A 21,533-nucleotide genomic window follows, 5' to 3' on the forward strand; every position below is an offset into this window, starting at 1 on the left:
AGAGAATTGCGAGTTAGATTGACTTTGTTAGAGGGGTGGGTCGATCGCGCATTTTTGTTGTATGATTAATAAGGTGTAAAACACGGCTCAGTAGCTCAGCGGTAGAGCAGCGGACTCATAAGCCGTCGGTCGTTGGTTCAAATCCGACCTGAGCCATTTCGAGACTGGCACATTAGACTTCTTGCTTTAGAACGGGGAATGGGTAAGGGGCAAAGGAATATGAGAATTGGCATGTATCCCTTTCCCCTGCCTCCTTGGCTCTCTCGCTTGCTAGCCTCCAATGCCCAAGCGCCCTGCTAAACCCGGACTGAGGGGAATCAAGGTTGCCAACATCAAAAATAGGGCTAATAGACCCCAAGCAGCGCGAGTATCGTCGGGTTCGGTTAGTTCGTTGAGGCTAGGACGCTCTAAATCTCGTTGTAAAAATAGAATTAAAACTGCCCAATATAGAGGAATGGGGTTGGCTGGGTTAATTAAAGCAACGAGTCCTAAGATAACTAAAGTAGCAATAGAAGTGCGTCTGGCTATCTTCCGTCCGTAGATGGCTTGGACGATTCTTCCCCCGTCCAATTGTCCGACGGGTAGCAAATTTAAAGCGGTAATTACTAGCCCCAACCAGCCGAGTATCGTCAGCGGATGAACGTCAACGATCGCTTTTTGCAACTGCTCCCCCAAAACTACTCTGGCGAGACTTCCCACCAAAATCGAGCCTTGGAAAAATTGGCTGGGAACTTGAAACAAACTGCCCGGACGGGAGAGGATTAACCCAGCAACTAGCATCGCTAAAGAGACGATGCCGCCAAAGGCTGGGCCGGCAAGCGCCACGTCAAACAAAGCAGTTCGGTTAGGAAGCAAAGACTCAAAGCGAGTAATTGCCCCGAAGGAACCAATTTGCCAGGTTGGAAGGAAAAAGGGAACGCTCAGGCGGATATTATATCGTTTGGCTGCGATGCGATGACCGATTTCGTGAGCGACTAGGATTGCCCAAAGTCCGAGACTCAGGGGAATAGCTTCCCGGTAACGACCCAAATTGCTGAATAAATCAAACCCTAGCAAAAGTCCAGCCGATTCTAAACTCGTGGCGATAGTGGCAATAAGTAGGACTAACGCTAAGTTTTTCTGAGCAAGCGTTGTCGGTTGCGGGTCGTTTGTGCTGGGAAGGACGATAACAACGGGTTTTCCTTCCGTCCCTTCTACCATAAACAACCGATATTTTTCGCCAAAATTTTCTTTAAGTTTTTCTGAAAGGCGAGCATGTACGGTTTCGGGTTCCCCTCGCAGATTTCCTTTAAAAATTGCGCCTTCTTGATAGGAAATCGTTTCTGTAGCGAAAAAAGTGTCTATGCCAAAAATCCCTTTGATGAGTTTTAGATCGTCTTCTGGGATCGGCAAGATCTCTGGAACGATAGCTTCTGGCTGTTCTCCAGTTTTTGGTGCCGTTTCGGAAGTTGGGGGAAGATTTGTCTCTCGTTCGTCTTTGAGCTTTTGGGCGGCTCTCTCGCGTAAAATAGCGTCTTGTCCTTCTGCTCTGAGGCGATTTCCTAAATAAATATAGACGACGACTGAAGCGACGAGTAGGAAGAGAATGCCCACCAAATTCAAATAGATTCCCGCCGCGAATAAGCCAAAGAAAATTAACCAGGGAGCCATGAGAATAACCGATTGCAACCAGGCTAAGATCCCCAATTTGCCATAGGTTCTTGCCCGATTGTACCCCCAAGCTAAAATTCCTAGTGCGACTAGAACAATAGCGGCAATGGCAGTAGTTTCTGATGCGTTAATCATTTTGGCTCCGAGCGTTACAGTTGAGTGCGATCTTGGAGAGCAGCGCGAAGATTGCCTTGGTGTCGTTCTAGGAGGCGATCGCCCGCTTCAGCATCCAATCCGCTCCAGTGCATTAACAGAGCGAGTTTAACCCGCTTGCCACTGCGCTCTAAGAGTCGATCGGCTTCTTGGCGACTGAGTTGGGTGAGGTCTTGTAGGATGCGCAGAGCGCGATCGCGTAGTTTGCGATTGGTAACGGCTACATCGACCATGCGATTGCCGTAGACTTTTCCCTGGCGTACCATCACCCCCGTGGAGAGGATGTTTAATGCCATTTTAGTTGCTGTTCCAGCTTTTAGTCGCGTCGATCCTGCTAAAATCTCCGGTCCGGTGAGCAAGCGAATGTCCACATCGGCGTGAATGGCGACCTGCTCGGCAGGAACGCAGCTAATGGCAATGGTCGTCGCGCCTCGTTGCTTGGCGGCTTCGATTGCCCCATGGACGAAGGGAGTAGTTCCCCCCGCCGTAATGCCGACTACGACATCTAATTCATTGATTCGTCGCTCGGCGATCGCGGCTGCTCCATCCTCTTTTCTATCTTCTAAATCTTCCGAGCTGCGAACTAGGGCGGTTGCCCCTCCGGCAATGATTCCCTGTACCATTTCCGGCGGCGTACAGAAAGTCGGAGGACATTCCGCCGCATCTAACACGCCCAAACGTCCGCTCGTTCCCGCACCGACATAAAAAAGCCTTCCTCCCCGACGCAGCGACTCGGCGGCGAGGTCGATCGCCTCTGCTAATTCTGTCCGCGCTTTGGCAATTGCCGCTAGGGTTTGAGCGTCTTCTTGGTTGAAAAGATCGACGAGTTCTAGCGATGTCAGTCCATCTAGATTGCGGCTGTTGGGATTAATCTGCTCTGTTAGCAGGTGCCCTCTTTCTTCTAGTTTTTCCATTCTTTGATAGCACCTTTTCTCTTTTACCTTTTTCCTTTTTTAAAGTAACCCTTCGAGCCGACGACGAATGCTCTCTAACTCAGACGGGGACATTTCTGAGTCGGTTTCCGTTCCGGTTTCCGTTTCAGTTGCCGTCTCCGGTTCTGAATAATTCCCGTCCGGTTTCCAATCGGTGTTTTCGACATTTTTGTCAGGGGGAATAGCTAGCATGCCATCCTTGACAATTTCCCAATCATAGTCTGCGCTGCGGCAAAATTCCTCGATTTCCTCGGAATCGATCGCTTCTACGGTTGGGGCTGGAAAGTCTTGAGCTTCTAGCAGGAGAGCGTAGCGAGTCGCGTCATCTTCTGACTCAAACATCAAGACTTTATTGCGATCGCCTATTTGAATCGTGTGGATGCCTTCATTTTCAGTTCGGGCATTAAACAACAGCACGAATACGCGCATAGTTAAGTCCTCCTACAGGAACCGATCCTAACTACAGGAGCGTTAAGAATGAATCTTTATTTACATAAGAATATCCAACAATGAAGACAATTGAACATCCCACCTTCTGGAGAAATTAAATCAGAGACGACAAAATCAGGGCAGGTTGTACGCCTGCCCGCCAAAAAACGAATTCAATAAATTTCAGAGCGCTTGCTGATTGACTGACAAATCTTTGTCCCCTCATCCCTAAATCCCTTCTCCCACAAGGGGCGAAGGGACTTCAGGTCAAAGTCTTAAGTTGAGATCCCCTCTCTCGCTCTGGGAGAGGGGTTGGGGCGAGGGCGATTTGAGTTTTGTCACTCAACCAGGAGCGCCTAATTATCTAACAGCATATTGCTCGACTTGCTGCTTGACAGATCTGAGCAAGTTTTCCAAGGTATCTTCGTAAATCCCATAAAATAAGGCGCGATCCTTGTCTTTCGGGACGACGGAGACTTGATGGGTAATCAGAACTCGATCAGACGCAACGGGATCGATTCGCCAAGCGCCTTTGAGGGAGTTTAAATCTCCTTGAACCAGGCTAAAATCAATTTGCTTGGGATAGGTTTCTGTTGCGGCAATGCGAACGCGCTCCTCCTTAGTAAAAATTAGAGCATTGATGACGTAAACCTGTTCAAAAACTTTCCGATTGCCTTTATTTTCTACAATTTGGCTAGAGACGACGTTGGGATAAAAGTTCTCGAAATTATCGTAGTCGGTTAACACCTTCCAAACCGTGGCAACGGGTGCATTGACTAACACTCGACAAGTATATTGTCCTTCGCGACCCGTCAGAACGGCTGCCCCCGATTCTAGGGCGGCTTGTTCTTGGGCTGGAAGACTCGCGATCGGGTTGTTAGCCGCCCCTGCCAAGGCTAAAGGACTTAATACTAGAGTTGCGCCGAGAGCGATGGCGGGAAGGGAACCTGCCAGCGATCGACGGTGCTTTTGGAGATGAGGAGTTACGAACACTGCTAAACCTGATGACACTAAATTTCGCCTATTGTATATCATGTTGTTTCTATCCAATAACGTTGTCTCTGAAACGGATAGGTAGGTAATATTACCTTGCGACGCAGATAGTCTCGGTCGAAACCCAACCAATCTATAGATGCTCCCCGCAAGTATAACTGGAGTAGGCTCAATAAGATTTGTTGCCAGTCTTCTCGCTCTGGTGACAAACTAGACAGCCAGAGTCCGCTGGCTTCGGTTTTTAGGAAAGTGGGCTGGGGACTAATTTCTATCAAGATCTCACAACCTAACTGGTGTAAAGTTTTGATTCCCTCTGTTAACTTCATCGATGATTTTTCGCGATCGCGCCAATAATCAGGAGTTATTAGAGCAGCATTGGCAACTTTTCCGGTTTTCGGAGAAATTATCGGAATTTGGGGATCGCAATAGCGGACTGCCCCAGTCGTTGCCTCCGCAGAAGTGGCAATTAATTGCAAGCAGTCTTCTAAGCTCAATACTCCTGCCACGCAAGCAGCCACGAATTCTCCTACTCCATAGCCCATAACAACAGAGGGTTCTATTCCCCAGGATTTCCACAATTGCCATAAGGCATATTCGAGAGCAAAGGTTCTGAATTTTGAATTATCAACTTTGAATTCTGAAGAAAAGATTTCAGTACATGTATCGATAGCAGTGCGGAAAGTGGGTTGGGTTTCGTAGAGTTTTTGTCCCAAGGTAAAATATTGTGAATCTTCTTGTGCAAACAGAAATGCTATCTTAGGGCGATTGGGATTGGGAACTCGTCCTTGCAGGATTCCTTGAGCGTTTTGCGCGATTGTAAAATTAGCCAACTTCTCCCGCAGTTGAGCGACACAAGAGGCAATAATGCCCAATCGATAGTCAAAATGCGATCGCCCTGTATTCGCAGTAAAACAAATATCTCCTATTTCTAAAAACGGATGAGATTCTAAAAAGATTGCATATCGTTGGGCTAACTCTCTCAAAGCTTTCTCATTTTTGGCTGAGAGAGTCAATAAATGTAGCGGGCGTTCGATGATTTCCGACTTCTGTAGGGGCGGATTTTTGAGATTAACGGTTGCTAATTTTCCGGAGTTTTCAAATAAACCCGCCCCTACAACTCCTGACTCCCGAACGACGACATGAGCGTTAGTACCGTTAAAGCCAAAGGAACTAACTCCTGCTAGGCGCGGTTTTTCTCCTCTCAACCAGGAAATTCTTTGTGTCGGCACTTTTATCGGCAGTTCCTTCCAATTAATATGGGGATTGGGAACCTGGAAATGCAAATTGGGTGGAATCTCTTCGTTTTGAAGCGCAAGAACCACTTTAATTAGGCTAGCAAGGCCAGCAGCGGCTTCTAGGTGACCGATATTGGTTTTTACCGAACCGATTATTAACCGTCGATCGCCAGAACGTTTCTTGCCAAATACTTCGCCTATCGCTCCTATTTCAATGGGATCTCCGAGAGCTGTACCAGTGCCGTGAGTTTCTATATAATCGATCTGGTGTGGTTCGATGCGACTGTTTTTTAATGCCTGTTCGATCGCCGCCTGTTGCGAGGGTCCATTGGGCACGGTCAGTCCGCTAGTGCGACCGTCTTGATTGACAGCCGAACCGCAAATGAGTGCGAATATATTATCTCCTGCTGCAACTGCATCGCTCAGGCGCTTGAGAACGATCGCCCCGCACCCTTCCGCACGAACAAATCCATCGGCAGAAGCATCAAAGGTTTTGCAACGACCGTCGCTCGAAAGCATTCTCGCTTTGGAAAAATTAATACTCACTTCTGGCGCAAGAATTCGGTTAACTCCTCCCGCCAAAGCCAAATTACATTCTTGGTTGCGCAGGCTTTGGCAAGCTAAATGAACGGCAACTAGCGATGAAGAACATGCCGTATCTATTGATAGGCTGGGTCCGTTGAAACCAAAAATGTAAGACAAGCGACCCGATGCCATACTGTGAGTATTGCCCGTTGTTAGGTAAGCATCGATTTCAGTTGGTTTTCTTGAGAGCAAGCGATGCCAGTAATCGGTACTGCAAATACCGATGAATACTCCTGTCTGACTGCCCATGAGCCGATCGGGTGCTAGTCCTGCATTTTCCAAGGCTTCCCAGCTTACTTCCAAAAGCAGGCGTTGTTGGGGATCGAGACTAAGGGCTTCTCGCGGCGCAATGCGAAAGAACTGCGCGTCGAACTCTTGTAGGTTAGGAACAAACCCCCCGTAACGATTACACATTTTCCCAGGCGTATCTGGGTTTGAGTCGTAGTAAGTATTAAGATTCCATCGATCGGAGGGAACTTCTGTAACGGCATCTACTCCATCCCGCAACAATTGCCAGAAAGCCTCTGGATTATCGGCACCGCCAGGAAATCGGCATCCCATGCCAATAATGGCTATTGGCTCGTTTTGAGCGCGTTCCAGGGCTTCTAGCTTGGCTTGCATTTGCTTGAGTGCCAGTAGGGCACGCTTGGTTGAGGATAGATTTTTAGGTTGTTCGGAGGCAGTTTTCATTAGATAATTACTGTGCCTGTCTTCTATATGCCATATAGATTACAACTGAGATCTTGCACGATTCCCAACAGTCAGTGCAAGCTCTCAGTTAAAATTCTGCTTTGTTATTCCTTATGTAAGATGACTCGCTCAATCAGAGAGGTAGACTGAAAATGTATGCTCTAGGGAATCAAAAATGCTCGAACCTATTGGCGTAGAAAGACAATCCGTCGTCACTTCTCTCGGCACTATGGTGTACTATACGCCAACCAAACCCCCTTGGCGAGAGGCAGAAAAACCTGACAGCGAAAATCTCCCGACTCTGATTTTCTTACATGGCTTCGGTGGAGGATCTTCTGCCTATGAATGGTCAAAAGTTTATCCAGCTTTTGCCTGGGATAATCGCGTATTAGCACCAGATTTAATTGGCTGGGGTCGTTCCGAACATCCCGAACGCAATTATCTACCCGAAGACTATATTCGCACGATTATCGAGTTTATCGAGAAGACTTGCGATAGTCCTACACCAGTTATAGCCTCATCTCTGACGGCAGCGTTTACCATTCGCGCCGCGATCGATCGCCCCGACTTATTCAAGTCCTTGATTCTGACTACTCCAGCAGGGTTATCCGACTTCGGAGAAGATTATACTCGCAGTATCTTTGCTCAGATAATTAAAGTTCCTTTTCTAGATAAATTCCTCTACAGTGCTGGTGTAGCGACAGAAGGCGGGATAGAGAGCTTTCTTAAAAATAATCAATTCGCCAAGCGCGATCGCGTCTATCCAGAAATTGTAAAGGCTTATCTCAAATCTGCCCAACAACCTAACGCAGAATATGCTGCTCTCTCTTTTGTCCGGGGCGATTTGTGTTTCGATCTCTCAAAATACATCGCTCAGCTAAAGACTCCCACTGCCATAATTTGGGGTCGAAAATCTCAATTTACGGGTCCCGAAATCGGTAAGCGTCTAGCTGCTCTCAATCCAGACGCTGTTAAGATCTTTTTGGAATTGGATGATGTAGGATTGACACCCCAGCTTGAATTACCTGGGGTGACAATTGGTTTAATCCGCAAATTTCTCAAATTGCTGGAGGAGTAATTGATTGGCTCTAACCACCAGCAACGGCAGGAACGATACTCACCTCATCTCCATCTTTGAGCGGAGTTTCGGCTCCATTTAAAAAGCGAATATCTTCGCTGTTGACGTAGAAGTTCAAGAAGCGACGAAGCTTGCCGTCTTCATCGCACAAACGCGCTTTGATACCGGGACAGCTTTGCTCTAGCGAGTCAATTAATTCGCTCACGGTAGTTCCGGTACATTCAATTGTCGCGCGATCGCTAGTGAATTTTTGCAGTGGGGTAGGAATTAAAACTTTTACAGCCATAAATTCAGTTATTAGTTATCAGAGATTAGTAGTTAATCGTTAATAGTTAGTAGTTAGTAGAAAAACTATCCACTAACTACTAACCAATAACTAAACTAAAACTTGTTGCCATTCAAGGCGTTCTAGCGTGCGAGAACGTTCTAAAGCACGCTCGAAACTGTCTAATTTTGGCTCAATGACTAGAGGTTCGCCAATGTAACCCTGCACGGCTTCCTGAGTCTTGAGTCCGTTACCCGTAATATAAACTACCGTAGTTTCATCGGGGTCGATTTTTCCGGCTTCTACCAATTTCTTTAATACTGCGACAGTCGTACCGCCTGCGGTTTCGGTGAAGATTCCTTCGGTTTCGGCAAGTAGCTTGATTCCTTCGACAATTTCGGCATCGGTAACCGATTCAATATTCCCGCCTGTCTTTCTCGCAATTTCTAGAGCATAAATCCCGTCAGCCGGATTGCCAATAGCGATCGACTTGGCAATTGTATTAGGTTTGACAGGCGTAACAAAGTCTCGTTCTTCCCTGAAAGCTTGCGCGATGGGAGAACATCCTTCTGCTTGTGCGCCGCTGAAGCGAACATTTTTATCTTCTACTAAGCCAACTTTAACGAACTCTTGGAATCCCTTGTAAATCTTGGTGTATAGAGAACCAGATGCGAGAGGAGCAACGATATGATCTGGAAGTTTCCATCCCAACTGTTCGGCAACTTCAAATCCTAATGTCTTTGAACCTTCGGAATAGTAGGGGCGCAAATTGATATTGACAAATCCCCATCCATAGGTGTTACCGACTTCCGAACACAAGCGGTTTACTTGGTCGTAGTTGCCTTTAACCGCCATGACGGTTGGATTGTAAATCAAAGTGCCCAGGATTTTTCCAGCTTCGAGATCCGCAGGGATGAAAACGCAGCAATCTAATCCTGCATGAGCTGCGATCGCGGCGGTAGAATTAGCTAAATTGCCCGTACTGGCACAGGAAACTGTTGTAAAACCAAGTTCGCGGGCGCGAGTCAGCGCAACGGATACTACCCTATCTTTGAAGCTGAGGGTAGGCATATTGACGGCATCATTTTTGATATAAAGATTCTTTAAACCCAGGCGACGCGCCAAGCGATGGGATTTTACTAGGGGAGTCATCCCAGTTCCCACATCGATAGGATTTTCGGTAGCGACGGGGAGAAAAGCCCGATAGCGCCAAATCGAGTTTGGTCCCGCTTGGATGCTTTCGCGACTGACTTGGCGGCGAATGAGGTCGTAGTCGTAAGCCACTTCTAGAGGAGCAAACGTCTCCTCGCAAATGTGAAGCGCTTTAAGCGGGTACTCGGTTCCTCCTTCTTTAGAAACTAGCTTGGTGAAGGTGGGAGTAAAAGGAGTAAAAGTAGATAGGGTTTGAGTTTGGGTTGCCTGGGTCATGGTCGGTGTCTCTCTATCATCCGTCAACTTCGCTCGATAGTATCACAGTCAAAAATCCCCGTCAAACATACCCGACTTATTTTATCGGGTATAGGAAAAATATCGTGTGACGGAGAGACTGGGAGTAGGGAAAGAGAAATCAAGCATCAACCGCCGGGGAATAAATTCCCCGTCTCATATACCAAGAAGTCCATTGAAATGGACTCAAATACCGATCCAATCGTCTTTAGAGGATATCTGAAAAGTTTTTTAATACTGGGTTTGGCCCCCCTAGCCCCCCAATTCTGGAGGATGCGGATTCGCCGTCGCACGGCGAATCATTCGATCTAAAAACACGCCCTCACTTCCCTACAGTTACTGTCAAAAACCCGCCACACACAGAACGGCTGACTAATTGCGAACTGATAATTGCAAATTGTGAATTGTGAATTGCGAATTGGTAGAAGATGTTTCGCTTCGCGATCGCTACGCTCAACATGACATTCTCTACTTTTGGAACAACCTGTCAGATTAATAGCAATATCTGCCCTTATCATCGGGGGTAGGTTGCTCTTGCGCCGATCGCAATGCGCCTAACAGGGTAGAAACAATAACGCAGCGTTTTGTTCCATTACCATTTTTTAGGGATAAAGTCAAGCGTCCTTTAGTGCGAATGGTTGTATTAGTACAGGTGTCTTGCGGATTGTAAACGGGGCAACCTTTGTAATTGAAGCGAACGCGAAATATCTCCCCTGCACTCGGTAAGTTAGATTCAGAGTCGAGCTGAATTGAATTAGAAAAATCCTGCCAAGAAATTTGCGCAGTAGGAAGACTAGCTCTATGTACCGCCCAGCGAACGACTTTGCCCTGTTCTTGAAAACTTGCTTGCCAAGTTTCTTTCTCTTGTTGCGCTTTGTTTTGTGCTTGCCGCATTGCTTGGTAGACTTGATTATTGGCGGCATTGAGTTGCTGGCGATTGAAAAAAGCGACCCAACTAGGAGCCGCGATCGCGCTTAGAATACCAACTATAATAACTACTACTAAAATCTCCAGTAAAGTGAATCCTTGAATAGAGTTATTGTTATCCTGGTAGTCCATCAAAAATAACGACAAGAGTGAATTAAAAATAATTTAATCTTATCAAGTTAGGTTTCTCTCGTGCCGCTAAAAAATTTATTAATTAACAATCTTCATCCTGAGCGCTTACCATCGATCCCAAAGGAGTAAGGATTTTTATACAGCGTTTTGCAGGACTGCCATTTTTGTTAGATAAGATGATTCGCGGCTTTTTTGAAGTTGCTGTTTCCGGTGAAGGAAAACTGAGACCGGAATTTGTACAAGTATAGCCGGAAGCAGATACGGGACAGCCTTTATAGTTAAATAAAAGTCGAAAAAATCCGCTGCTAGGACTAGGTAGATTAGTTCCATTCGTTCCTGTATTTATCTGAATCGATTCGCTGATGCGATCGCCAGGAAAATCTTGCCAAAGGATTTTATCTGGGTCAGACTCGTCTCTATTAACAGCCCACTGAACTTTTCCGTCTTTTTGCCGAAAACTAGCCTGCCAAGCTTCTTTTCTCAATTTTGCTTGGTTTTGAGCTTGTCGCAAGGCTTGATAGATTTGATTGTTAGCTGCGTTGAGACGCTGGCGTTCGTTAAAAGCCACCCAACTAGGAGTTGCGATCGCGGCTAGCACTCCCACCATGACAATAACAGCTAAAACTTCGACTAAAGTAAAACCAGTGGTGCTTTGTCCCAGTCCCGACCAATCCATTCGCTTCATTATTTTGTATAGTTTAATGTTAAAAAAATTCAACATAGTTTTTTCTAAGTTCCATTGGGCGTAAACTTGTCGATAACACCACGTAGAGTCACGCTAGTTTGCTGAGTTGGTAGATAATTTTTATCTATTGTTCCTCCCTTACCTTCAGCATTCCCGCGAAGATACAAAATAATATCTTGGTTTCGTCCTAAAGCATTGCCAATGGTTCTGACGCAAGTAAAGAAACTATTACTGCTAGTGGCATTACTGGGAAGTCGGGAATAGTTTGTTGAAGGACAATCTGGTACGCTGGCGGCAGTACTGTTAGGAGCATCAACAAAATCAACTAAAACTTCTGGTGGCGATTGAGCAAGCGTCGGTAGCGTCCCCCCTTGTAAATCATTCCCGTTAGAGTCAAAGGGCCAAGTAGGAAAATTATTATTTTCACCAGGATCGACAAATCCGGTTGAATGTGTCAAAGATGCAAATCCTGAAGTAGTAGATACATACTTAGGAAGTTCGTAGCGCAGTATTCTAGATTTGCCTTTCCACTGGGGATCGGAAACTGTCGATTGTAGATAAACAACTAAACTATACGCGCGGCGCTTTAATTTAAGGTTTTCACACTCTGCCTTTTTATCGACTGGCGTAGTCGCAAAAGAATTACAATTCATCGATTGAAGCGTACTTAGTTGAGTAGCGCTAAGCTGTTCTGCTTTCCAGAAGACAATAATTGAAGTTACACCAGTCCCAAAATTTGGGAGTTTACTCAAAACATTGTGAGAAACTTGAGTGTTATCTGTAGGACTTGTATTTCTTGTTTGAGTACCATCGTATACATAGACAGACTCTCTCAAATCTTCTGCGATAAAGCTAAGCGCTGCTTGCATTTCTTGCTGAGTTTCTTCGCGCGCTGCTTCTTGTTGGTCAGTACGCAATAACTCAACCATTGCTGCTAGCAATCCACTGATAGCAATACCACCAATAACAATCGTTACCAACAGTTCGGTTAAACTAATCCCCAAATTGTTTTTAAATCGATTGGTATGCCAAAATTTATATAAAAAAGAATATTTTTGATTAACCATAAACAATGTTTCTTAATTTGGTAAGCTAGCCCAAAGATTGTTATTTATTTAAAAACTTCTTATATCCCTCAAGCGAAAGCGTCAAATCTCCTCGTGCAAAATCAGCATACAAAACAGCAAGGGGTCGATTGGTTTGTTGTCCCGGTCCGCCAGTCATCTGCAAAGAAGCGGCTTCTTTTTCTAAAGTGCCACCACTTGTCAATGTGTTGATAGCAGCAAGAGAATAAACTCTCACTCCCATCCGAAAGGCAATAACTTGATCTTCGGTATTCGGGGTTGGGTCGGGACTTCTGATATCTGTCTCTTTTACGCCTGGTTCGCGGAAGACTTGTATCAAGAAATCCCCTTCTTGTCTGGCTTGGGTAACGGTACAAGAAGTCGTGCAAATTGCTGTGGGAGCACCGACATTTTTAAGATTATTCGGGTTAGTAATGCTGGTATCGACTGGAGGTAAGTCATCATTTACTGTATCTTCTCGCTCTACTATCAACCGTACTCGGTCGATTTCTCTTTGAGCAATTTGCATTGCTTGTTCTGCTCGCTGGTTTTGGATGCGAGTAGCAGCGGCAAGAAGAATAGGAGGCGCACTGGCTGCTAGAACTAGGGAAATTACTAAAATGCCTACTAATGTTTCCAGCAAAGTTAGTCCTTGTTCCGAACGTTTCTGAGTTACTCCGGATTTTCTCCAACGAGAGCATACTAGAGATCCTGTAGGCAAACGCAGCACAGTTCCTCGAAAAGTATTCATGACTTCTGTTTTCATAACCAGTTACCTCCGGGATTACGAGCAGGATGAGGGAGCTTGCGGATCGATTCCCGCACTAGACCAGCTACTCGTACCTGTTTGTTTTCTGGCACGGCGTAGTCTACAGATGTAGGGGTCATCTAAGGGAAGCTCTCGGTAAAACTCGCTACGAGTATTACTAGGAGTCACAAAACGGCTGGCGATGGGTCCGGCTGGAGCATATTGCAAGCCGACATCGTAACCCCAACGGCGATTCGGCGCACCATAATAATTAATCGGTTCGCTGTTAGCATTGGCATTAGCGCCTGGCTCCCAACTATCTTGGTCGAAAGGACCAGTTGCTGAAGTACTAAAGTTTAATTGAATAAATGCACCAGAAATATTGAGGTTGCGTCCGCTCCAGTTTTCCAGGAAGCGGGGGAAGTTATGCATTCCTCCGTAAGACTGTCCAGCACGAGAAGGGATTAGAGCGCTGACAAGGGTTGCATTAACCCGCGCATCATTGGCAACACCAATTGTGAGTTTTCCATTGGTAAACGCCAAGTAGGTTCGGTTATTACCGCCATTAGCATTTGTTCCAACTTCTCTGCCATAAGGTTGTTCTCGATTAACATCCGTACAAGCGTTGGGATTAGTATTATTGCTAGTAACGTCTGCCCCTGTACTGTTGACAACGCAGTAGAGAGGAAAACCATCGCGAGAAATTTTGATGGGGACGGCAGCATTTTTATCATCAGAATACGATCCATCCTCTCGTACCCAACGGCGGGTTCCGGTATCATTATTATCAGGATTGCCGTCATTAGGAGCATTAAGAGTGCGGTAAGAAGAGCGACTACCTACATCCCGTCGTCTGATTCCCTCTGCAAGGCTGCCATCAACAAAACTATCCGATAAAATGCTAATCCCATCAGCAATAATTTCTGCGGGTCGCCAAGTATCGCTATCACGAGCAAACGTACTGCTAGGCAGTTCGCTTGGCTCATTAGGCTCATCGCCCCGCGTGTAAAAATTGTCCCAGTTATCGTTTAGTGGCGTAGAAAACTCTTCAAGACGATTGTTGTCAATGTTGTTACAGGCGAGACTAGAATTTTCTGAGCTAGAGTGCAAGTTGAAAGCACATCTATCTGCCTGGATGTAAACGGGGTTATCGGAAATAAATGCCAAACCTTTCGGAAGAAATGGTCCGGTATTACCCGCAGGACGGCGCAGATAAGCTCCGTTTCTCAAGCGGAAACCATAAGGACGGCGATCTGGATCGGCATAAAAATCAACGGGTTTGGGGCTAATCCCAGTGTCTGGATTGACGGGAGGATCGACAGGACTAGCAGCAACAGCATTCATGCGGCAACTGCTGCCAGTAATTTCGGCGGCGGTATCGCAGCTAGCCCAGGTGGTGGTAGCGGCTGGTCTAGCAATACCGTCTTCTCGTATTGCATCTTCGCGGAAGGCATAGACAATGCCAGTATTAGGTAGCCAGTATTCTCCGGTAGTAATGGTATTGCGTCTGAGCAAGTCTAAGTCGAAGTCCAAGACTCGTACAGACATCATTTCCCGTCCGTTAAAAATTCCCTTATCTAGAAAGGTAACGGCAACGGCGGTAGTACCATCTCTAATAATATTGACTCGGTTTGTTGTTGTCGTTGTATTGGGGAGTTGCCAGTTAGCTCTTGTCCTCGGCTGAATCGCGATCTCGCCAATACTATCTTCTGCTGGGTCTTCTATGCCATTACTATTACTATCTTTGATGACGCGGTAGGTATAGTTGCCATTAACATCATCAGTAGCAGCCGTATTGAAGATGTAGCGATCGTCAACATAGGGTTCGGCGCTAGGCTGAATGACGTTAGCCGTGGCAGTACTTTTAATTGCTTTAATCGTCGCTTCTGCCGTAGCCGTAGCCGTGCCGTTGTGATCGTGTGAGGTTAGGGGAAACAGGTAAAATAGAGAAGGATACTTAACGGTTTCAGAACTAGAACAAAAGGCTAGCGAAAGTCCGAGTTTGGCTCTTTCCGCATTTCCCCCCGAAGTGCTGAATTGGTTGGGATCGCAAGCTATTTTAAATGTTTGGCCAGGTGCAATAGAGCCAGAATTAACACCTTGAACGATATATTCTCCCAAGATTGGATCGTATCCCGTACCGTTGCCAAACAACACATTATCGGCTCTAAAACCAGAGGCGCGATCGCGCTGTATTTGTTGCCTTAACTGGATTTTTTGTGCGGTATCAATCAACCCTGCTTTATTACCGCCCAAGCTATTATCGTTCAACAGCGCATTGATCCACTCTCTGGCTGTGAACTGGCTATAGTAGTTCTTAGCGTTAAGAGCATAATCAGCAGCGTTATTGGTTACGCTAGTTACAGGAGGATCGGTACAGGTACTTTTATTAGCATTGGTACACAAATTACTGCCATCGCTAGGTCTGCCAATTTCTCCATTAGCAAGATTTCCATCCATATACTGGGATAACTGTACGCCTAAAGCGTTCATCCCATTTGTTCCATTGACCTCTTTGTAAGCCTCTTCCACCGTTTGGAGATTGTATGCCAGCATTCCCAAAGTACAAGAAGCCGTTTGCAGAGTCGTTTTGTCTGCTAGGCTAAGGTTGGCGTAGGTAGTACCGCTATTAAGTAACTGGATGACTCGACGCAGATTAGAAAAGTCTCCCCACATGGCTAGGTTGGAATAGGGATGAACTTGTTGTCCCACCGAAGGAACGGCTTGACTAGATGAAGTATCCTGTCTTGGAGGAAACGCACCAAAGTGAGGACTGGGATTGTTCACCGTAAAATCACTGCCATCAGGAGCGCCATCGCCTGCAAAATGGGCGAGGTTTTCTAAAGCAATGCGAAGAGGTTGTCCAGAAGCAAGAGCGCTTGTAAAGTCAGTTTCATTGGCTTTTGGCGGGTTGAACTCCCAGCCATTAGTCCCCAAACCAGGACGATCTAATACGCCATTACCATTAATGTCTTCTCCTGAATCTAAAGTTCCGTTATTGTTGAGATCCTCATTAGGAAGCATTCCCAGAAAGTCGGCAATCACCCTTGAACTGCCGTTAATACTAAGAGTATTAAAAATTGTACTATTGCGAATCGTTGTCTGAGTTCCTGGATGTGCTGTAGTTGCTAGACAAGCAATAGGAAAATTGCGATTAGCGCCTGCACTGTGATAGACAGCCGTTGCTTGAACTGCGGCTAAGTTATCTCGTAAGGTTTTCCACTGCCGCTGTTCGTGAGCGCGAGTCGTTGCCGCAACATTCGGAGGATAGAGAGGATCGTTATTACCTTTCCAACCATAGGCATTACCGAGTTCCAATCGCTGTCCGACAATCACTCGTAACCCTTCTGCCCATGCGCGGCGTTCCCAATAGCCATCCAAGCCTATCCCTTCTGGGTTAGTCGTGCTTAGGTTGGTGAGAGTATCATAGTTTGGATCGGATGAAGATGAAAGAATTGGATTGCCAGCTTTGGTTCCAGTAGGCGTTCCATCATCCTTGATGAAGGGTTTGATGCGGTCATTATATTCTGGTTTGGGACCATAACGATTATCTGCTCGATAGGTATCGTCTACATAGGGCGCTCTCGCTGGCTTATTGAGAAGTCTTCCTTCGGTAACAACGCTATTGGATGCCCAGTTTGTTGCCCTAACTCCCTCATTCTTTTGTTGGCTGGGATTGGTTCGTCGGTTTTTATTCTGATTCGTTGTCAATAAAACAACAGGGTCAAGGGACAAATCTGAGGGGGTAATCCCAGTAGTATTGACAGAGTGGTTAGTCGTATTAATTTGTATATTTTGCGTTACCCCACCTGGTTTGTATAGGTCAAAGCGCGTGTCTCCGTAGAATTGATTCCATTTCATCGAGCCAACAAACATCTGACCCTGATAAGGGGGAATCTTATTGGGTTCGCCAGACATAGTAATTTCCGAAGCATCCCGCGTGTAGAGGCAAGAATTGGGTGCACTGATGAGATAAAATCTAACGAGATTGCTACCATTGGTTGCTCCTCTACTAAGCATCAGGTTGCCTTCAGTATGAATAGCTCCGTTCCATCTAAAGTCTGGACCAGGGAAAAGTTCTAAGTCATTGCGGAACCAAGCTCCCCATTTGTTGCCTCGGTCAGCTTGACGGTCTTGTTGCATCTCTAAAGTTGCAACTGTTCGGCTTGCTGTATTGTCACCATCAATGACTACCGCCGTTACCTGAAATGCCCGACGTACCGTTGCACTGGTAACCGCATCCCAGCCTTGATTGGGATCTTGACCTGAAACAAGGGGGCTAGAAAATACCCCCTGACAACCAGAGAGAGAATTGTTGGGGCTAGAATTAATCGGTGCGTTGCGGACAACAAGTTTAGAAGCTTTGTCGCTATCGCTATTTGTCCGGTTAGTCAGTCCGTCCGTACTGATTGTCCTGACCAGAATTGAGTAGGCTACTGTTTCTAATTTGCCATCTCCGTTAGTGTCGAGTTGAAATGACCAAGCATTATCTGCAATGTTGTCTTCGTTAAGGTCTAGACGAGTCTCATTTGGAAGATTGTAAGGATTTTGAATTCCATTTGTACTATTATTATCTTCGTCTAGCTGGGAAACTCCATTAAGACCGTCATTACGCAGCATACTCTCTAACATTGCATCCGAAGGAAGCCCCCCTGGCATACGCGGATCTTGCCGAAAAAGATACTCTAGCTTCGCCTTCGCCCGGTCGATCGCAGGAGTCGCAGCGTTATAGATGACTTGTTGATTTCGTTCTCCTATTACCTCTGTCGTTCGCGTCACAGATCGAAATAACAGAGAACTAATCACCAACGACATAATCAGGAGCAGGATTGCAATTGTTGGCAAAACAAATCCTGCGCTAGACAAAGCATGTTTTCTATCAAAAAGAGGAAGAGAACGCCAAAGTCTAGATAGTTTTAGCGAGAAACGAAATTGTCCAGGGGCAAAAAAATTACTTGACGACTGCTTACCTCTTCCTGTGATTGCCTGTAATAACGACACTGGCGTTACTAACAAAGCCATTAGAGAACGGAAAAACCGCATTAGCAAATTTTGTAAAAGCTGCTTTATACTTTCTCCCGTCTCTCTAAATAAGTTTTGGAGCGATCGCTTTTGTAATGGTTTCCCTCGTTTTTGCCCTGACATATTGCTTGTCTCGCTAAAGATTTAGAAATGTTGATGTTATCGATAGAAAGGAAATAATATTGAGGATTTTATTGATTCCTAAAACAGGAAGAGTCGATTTATAACTAATTAAACGGATTTGATATTAGTAGTTACATTTAACTTACCCATCTGGCGAGGAAAACTTAACACGTCTCGATAAGATATTTTTGATGAGTCAGAGTACTTTCTTGCTTCTGTTATAATTTAAAAGAATATGCTGTATTGCATTGTAATAAGTTGTTTCTATTTTCCTTGACTCATGAGCAAAGAGACGATTACTTTTCGGGTTGACTCTGACAAGCGAAAGGCACTCGATGAGATCGCATCGATCTTAGACCGCGATCGCACTTATATATTGAACGAAGCGATCGACTATTACTTAGAAATTTACAGATGGCAGATCGAGGAGATTCAGAAAGGTATTACTGAAGCGGATGCAGGAGACTTTGCTAGCGATGAAGAAGTGGATGCAGCCTTGGCTAAGTTAATCCATGAGAGTTAGATGGTTGCGCAGAGCGCTTCGGAATTTAGAGAGCATCTACGAATATATGGAGAAGGATAATCCAGAAGCAGCACAGAAAGTAATCATGAAAATTCGCGTTGGCGTTAATAAACTCGCGGATTTTCCGCTGATGGGAAGACTAGGGCGAGTGGAAAGTACAAGGGAGCTTGTAATTGGCAATACTCCGTATATTGTTATTTATCGAGTTAAGAGCAACGCGGTAGAGATTTTGCGAGTACTGCACTCTGCTAGACAATTTCCAGAATCATAATGAACATACGTTAAGTTATTGTAGATTCAGTTGAATCTATTGTTTAACATCTAAGAATATAGAAACAGCAATCGCGTTTAAAGTCCGTAACAGTTGTGTAACTTTCTTTGGACTAACGTGTTGCTGTCTTGATATATCTAACGTTCTTTTAAAAAGCCGACGCGATCGCGCCCCGGATTCGCTCTAATGCAAGTAAAGCTTCCTGATGGAATTCCCATCAGGATTGTTGTTTATCTTAGGTCAACGAAGCAGATGTGCGATCGCCCGGAACCGGATTCACTCATGACTGAATTTGTGCGCGAACGCTCGATTCGCCGTACCGTAAAGGTACTAGAAACCAAGCGCAAACGCATTCGAGAAGAGTTAGAACAACTCATTCAGCATCTCGATCTTTTAGTCCCATCCTCAGCGGCTTCTTCAGATTTGCTGCAAGAAGCCATTGGGCGGATAGGAGATGATGCCTTCGGTCAGTTGTTGCTGCAACTCATGCAAGAGGTGAAGTAGCTACGATTGAGTATCTTCTTTCTCTTTAAGCTTTTTTTGGATAGAGATAGGGGTTTTCTGGAGTTCTGGAAGCGCAACCAACTCCCTTTGTTTCTCTGTAACCTTTCTCGGCATGAGCATCGGTAAGGGTTCGGGTTGCTCCAACCAGTAACTAGCAACGGGTAGCGTATGTTCTAAGTCTTCTAGGAGTCTGGGAATGACCATCACGGCGTGTAGTTCGCCGATGCGTTCGGCTTCGTGCATTCCCGCTTCGACTGCTACGGCTACATTTGCCACAGAACCCCGTATAATTGCCGTACACAACCCGGCACCAATGGTTTCGTAGGAGGCGAGTTGTACGTCAGCTGACTTCAACATCGCATCAGCCGCACCTACCATTGCCGGGAACCCTCGCGTTTCTACCAAACCGATGGATTGATTGCTCAGGCGACTGTAACCCCGCTGTTGCTGAGCGATTTGTACCAGATGGCTGCCGATGGGAAAGATAGCTTCTAGGTTGGGCATCGGACGGGGAATGACCAATTTGGAGACTAACTGACCGATTTTTTCTGCCATGTTCGCTCCCTCTTCTACTGCTAAGCGAACGTCGGCAATGTTGCCTCGAACGATAGCCGTGCAATGACCGCTACCAATTTTTTCATACCCGACCAAGGTTACTTCTGCTGATTTGAGCATCATATCAGCCGTTCCGACGATGGCAGGGAAGCTTTGCGTGGATACTAAACCAAGTGCGCTGTCGCTAGCTCTGTGCGCTTTTTTCATTCGTTGCCTAGAAGCGGATATTCTAGTATGGACTTCTAATTTAGACATTCAGTATAATATTACCCCTGGAAATAGCCTAATACCTTAAGATAGACCGCTTGAATAATTCTAGTTTATCGCGTAATTGTTAATTATTATTTAATATTTTCATTGATTTCAATAACTTTCAATAATACTAAGGAATCTGTCGGTAGGGCTATGGAAGAAAAACCTCAAGATAATTCATCGCAATTGTCACCAGAAGTGGCGGAAGAATTACTGCGATCGCTAATTTATAAAGAAGGGACTTGGGTAGACTGGGGCAAAGCCTGTCTGCAATTACAAAAAGCTGGTTACAACTCTCAAACCATTTTTGAAAAGACGGGCTTTCAGGCAAGTCAGCAAAACCTGATTATCGTCGCGGCTCAAGTTTACGACAGTCTCGTCAAAGCTGGCGTATCGGAAGAGACACTTTCCTATTATCGGGGACCCAAAAGCGACGTTCTCTACGAATTGCGCATCCTTAACCAAGAACAACGAGCGGCAGCGGCTCAATTAGCCCAAGAGAAAAAATTAGAATTCGATAGCGCCAAAGAAGTCGCCAAAGCGATTCAGGAATTTTCCAGATTTTCTCAAATCCCCGCCGGATTTACCACCGATCCGGGCGATGCCGTCGCCTATCAATACTGGAAACGCGCCAGACAAAAAAAGGATCTTCAGGAGCGAGCGCGTCTGATTGCTCAGGGATTGAAGTTTGCTCGCTCCGAGTCAGCCAGAGAAGCCATTGAAAAACTGCTGAGCGACTTTACAGTTGCCCCTAGTCGAACTGCGCCTTTGATTCCCATCTATCGACTAGAAGCCGAAGAAGAAATTGCCCGTATTATTCCAGTTGTAGGTACTTTACCTTTGACAAGACAAGACTTGGAAACTATTTCTCCGGTACAGTTAGAAGAACCTTTCCGGATCGCGCATCTTGCTAAGGGCGGATCGGTGGTGCCGCTGCCGGGGTGGCAAGCCGTCCTAAAAGCAGAAGATCCGGTGGCAATTTTATGCAATAGCGATCGCCTGCCAACTCCCCTTCCTGGGAAGGCTGAAGACGTGTTGGTTGTCGTCGATCGCCAAGGGACCCAATGGGATGTTAATAGTTATTTTCTCATAGAACGAGAAGGGCAATTAACGTTTCAATGGTTTGAAGAAGCGCCCGATCTCTTGCTACTAGGACAACTCGTTCTCGTCCTACGACCTAAAAAGATTCTCGATGAAAATAATATTATTGAGCCGTGGCAGATGGATGATTAATTTAGTTAGTGGTCATTTGTTAGTAGTTAATTAGTAGT

18 protein-coding genes and 1 tRNA gene are annotated in these 21,533 nt (G+C 45.8%); 6 read left to right on the forward strand and 13 right to left on the reverse strand.

Annotated features, from left to right (window positions below; all coding sequences use genetic code 11):
• Positions 1-84: 84 nt before the first annotated feature.
• Positions 85-156: transfer RNA gene (locus tag NIES593_RS12220), tRNA-Met, on the forward strand.
• Positions 157-270: 114 nt separating this feature from the next.
• On the opposite strand, the gene NIES593_RS12225 is transcribed toward NIES593_RS12220, so the two are convergent.
• From NIES593_RS12225 to NIES593_RS12245, 5 genes are all read right to left on the reverse strand, one after another.
• The gene (locus NIES593_RS12225; protein WP_073599846.1) at positions 271-1,785 is read right to left on the reverse strand and encodes a site-2 protease family protein; all 1,515 of its coding nucleotides are present in this window, start codon (positions 1,783-1,785) and stop codon (positions 271-273) included.
• 14 nt (positions 1,786-1,799) lie between these two features.
• Entirely contained in the window at positions 1,800-2,717 is a 918-nt protein-coding gene (gene murQ / locus NIES593_RS12230; protein ID WP_073599847.1) for an N-acetylmuramic acid 6-phosphate etherase, read from the reverse strand.
• Between the two features lie 39 nt (positions 2,718-2,756).
• Entirely contained in the window at positions 2,757-3,164 is a 408-nt protein-coding gene (locus NIES593_RS12235; RefSeq protein ID WP_073599848.1) for a DUF3110 domain-containing protein, read from the reverse strand.
• Between the two features lie 360 nt (positions 3,165-3,524).
• On the reverse strand, positions 3,525-4,157 hold the full coding sequence (locus NIES593_RS12240) for an SRPBCC family protein (RefSeq protein WP_245817459.1): 633 nt from the start codon (positions 4,155-4,157) through the stop codon (positions 3,525-3,527).
• A 38-nt stretch (positions 4,158-4,195) separates the two neighbouring features.
• On the reverse strand, positions 4,196-6,667 hold the full coding sequence (locus NIES593_RS12245; protein ID WP_073599850.1) for a type I polyketide synthase: 2,472 nt from the start codon (positions 6,665-6,667) through the stop codon (positions 4,196-4,198).
• A 175-nt stretch (positions 6,668-6,842) separates the two neighbouring features.
• Between NIES593_RS12245 and NIES593_RS12250 the strand changes: the two genes are divergently transcribed.
• Complete coding sequence (locus NIES593_RS12250) at positions 6,843-7,745, forward strand: alpha/beta fold hydrolase (RefSeq protein WP_073599851.1); 903 nt, start codon at positions 6,843-6,845, stop codon at positions 7,743-7,745.
• Positions 7,746-7,755: 10 nt separating this feature from the next.
• On the opposite strand, the gene NIES593_RS12255 is transcribed toward NIES593_RS12250, so the two are convergent.
• From NIES593_RS12255 to hpsA, 7 genes are all read right to left on the reverse strand, one after another.
• Complete coding sequence (locus NIES593_RS12255; protein WP_073599852.1) at positions 7,756-8,031, reverse strand: MoaD/ThiS family protein; 276 nt, start codon at positions 8,029-8,031, stop codon at positions 7,756-7,758.
• Positions 8,032-8,121: 90 nt separating this feature from the next.
• Positions 8,122-9,438: a threonine synthase gene (thrC, locus tag NIES593_RS12260; RefSeq protein WP_073599853.1), complete on the reverse strand. Its 1,317-nt coding sequence runs from the start codon at positions 9,436-9,438 to the stop codon at positions 8,122-8,124.
• Between the two features lie 510 nt (positions 9,439-9,948).
• Entirely contained in the window at positions 9,949-10,530 is a 582-nt protein-coding gene (locus NIES593_RS12265) for a prepilin-type N-terminal cleavage/methylation domain-containing protein (protein WP_245817461.1), read from the reverse strand.
• A gap of 67 nt (positions 10,531-10,597) precedes the next feature.
• A complete protein-coding gene (locus NIES593_RS12270) occupies positions 10,598-11,200 on the reverse strand; it encodes a type II secretion system protein (protein ID WP_073599919.1) in 603 nt (200 codons plus the stop codon).
• 44 nt (positions 11,201-11,244) lie between these two features.
• Positions 11,245-12,267, reverse strand: a complete 1,023-nt coding sequence (locus tag NIES593_RS12275) for a PilW family protein (protein ID WP_073599855.1) — start codon at positions 12,265-12,267, stop codon at positions 11,245-11,247.
• Between the two features lie 40 nt (positions 12,268-12,307).
• A complete protein-coding gene (locus NIES593_RS12280) occupies positions 12,308-13,030 on the reverse strand; it encodes a type IV pilus modification PilV family protein (protein WP_073599856.1) in 723 nt (240 codons plus the stop codon).
• Between the two features lie 18 nt (positions 13,031-13,048).
• Complete coding sequence (gene hpsA, locus NIES593_RS12285) at positions 13,049-18,157, reverse strand: hormogonium polysaccharide biosynthesis protein HpsA (protein WP_073599857.1); 5,109 nt, start codon at positions 18,155-18,157, stop codon at positions 13,049-13,051.
• Between the two features lie 280 nt (positions 18,158-18,437).
• Here hpsA and NIES593_RS12290 point away from each other — a divergent pair, with 280 nt between their 5' ends.
• From NIES593_RS12290 to NIES593_RS12300, 3 genes are all read left to right on the forward strand, one after another.
• Positions 18,438-18,680 (forward strand): CopG family ribbon-helix-helix protein, encoded by a 243-nt coding sequence (locus NIES593_RS12290; protein ID WP_073599858.1) that lies wholly within the window; start codon positions 18,438-18,440, stop codon positions 18,678-18,680.
• Positions 18,670-18,951 carry a type II toxin-antitoxin system RelE/ParE family toxin gene (locus NIES593_RS12295; protein ID WP_073599859.1) on the forward strand — a complete coding sequence of 94 codons (282 nt, stop codon included), beginning with the start codon at positions 18,670-18,672 and terminating at the stop codon, positions 18,949-18,951. Before NIES593_RS12290 ends, NIES593_RS12295 begins: the two co-directional genes overlap by 11 nt.
• Positions 18,952-19,137: 186 nt before the next feature.
• Entirely contained in the window at positions 19,138-19,455 is a 318-nt protein-coding gene (locus tag NIES593_RS12300) for a hypothetical protein (protein WP_245817462.1), read from the forward strand.
• Here NIES593_RS12300 and ccmO read toward each other — a convergent pair whose 3' ends face one another.
• A complete protein-coding gene (ccmO, locus tag NIES593_RS12305) occupies positions 19,456-20,217 on the reverse strand; it encodes a beta-carboxysome assembly protein CcmO (RefSeq protein WP_139253690.1) in 762 nt (253 codons plus the stop codon).
• Positions 20,218-20,415: 198 nt separating this feature from the next.
• Here ccmO and NIES593_RS12310 point away from each other — a divergent pair, with 198 nt between their 5' ends.
• Positions 20,416-21,495 carry a RuBisCO accumulation factor 1 gene (locus NIES593_RS12310; RefSeq protein WP_073599862.1) on the forward strand — a complete coding sequence of 360 codons (1,080 nt, stop codon included), beginning with the start codon at positions 20,416-20,418 and terminating at the stop codon, positions 21,493-21,495.
• The last annotated feature ends 38 nt before the right edge of the window (positions 21,496-21,533 follow it).

The sequence above is a fragment of the Hydrococcus rivularis NIES-593 genome (genome assembly GCF_001904635.1).
Classification (GTDB): domain Bacteria; phylum Cyanobacteriota; class Cyanobacteriia; order Cyanobacteriales; family Microcystaceae; genus Hydrococcus; species Hydrococcus rivularis.

Coding starts and splice junctions, on each gene's coding strand:
- NIES593_RS12225 (WP_073599846.1), bottom strand. CDS start 1,785: ATGATTAACGCATCAGAAACTACTGCCATTGCCGCTATTGTTCTAGTC.
- murQ (WP_073599847.1), bottom strand. CDS start 2,717: ATGGAAAAACTAGAAGAAAGAGGGCACCTGCTAACAGAGCAGATTAAT.
- NIES593_RS12235 (WP_073599848.1), bottom strand. CDS start 3,164: ATGCGCGTATTCGTGCTGTTGTTTAATGCCCGAACTGAAAATGAAGGC.
- NIES593_RS12245 (WP_073599850.1), bottom strand. CDS start 6,667: ATGAAAACTGCCTCCGAACAACCTAAAAATCTATCCTCAACCAAGCGT.
- NIES593_RS12250 (WP_073599851.1), top strand. CDS start 6,843: ATGCTCGAACCTATTGGCGTAGAAAGACAATCCGTCGTCACTTCTCTC.
- NIES593_RS12255 (WP_073599852.1), bottom strand. CDS start 8,031: ATGGCTGTAAAAGTTTTAATTCCTACCCCACTGCAAAAATTCACTAGC.
- thrC (WP_073599853.1), bottom strand. CDS start 9,438: ATGACCCAGGCAACCCAAACTCAAACCCTATCTACTTTTACTCCTTTT.
- NIES593_RS12270 (WP_073599919.1), bottom strand. CDS start 11,200: ATGAAGCGAATGGATTGGTCGGGACTGGGACAAAGCACCACTGGTTTT.
- NIES593_RS12275 (WP_073599855.1), bottom strand. CDS start 12,267: ATGGTTAATCAAAAATATTCTTTTTTATATAAATTTTGGCATACCAAT.
- NIES593_RS12280 (WP_073599856.1), bottom strand. CDS start 13,030: ATGAAAACAGAAGTCATGAATACTTTTCGAGGAACTGTGCTGCGTTTG.
- hpsA (WP_073599857.1), bottom strand. CDS start 18,157: ATGTCAGGGCAAAAACGAGGGAAACCATTACAAAAGCGATCGCTCCAA.
- NIES593_RS12290 (WP_073599858.1), top strand. CDS start 18,438: ATGAGCAAAGAGACGATTACTTTTCGGGTTGACTCTGACAAGCGAAAG.
- NIES593_RS12295 (WP_073599859.1), top strand. CDS start 18,670: ATGAGAGTTAGATGGTTGCGCAGAGCGCTTCGGAATTTAGAGAGCATC.
- NIES593_RS12300 (WP_245817462.1), top strand. CDS start 19,138: ATGCAAGTAAAGCTTCCTGATGGAATTCCCATCAGGATTGTTGTTTAT.
- ccmO (WP_139253690.1), bottom strand. CDS start 20,217: ATGAAAAAAGCGCACAGAGCTAGCGACAGCGCACTTGGTTTAGTATCC.
- NIES593_RS12310 (WP_073599862.1), top strand. CDS start 20,416: ATGGAAGAAAAACCTCAAGATAATTCATCGCAATTGTCACCAGAAGTG.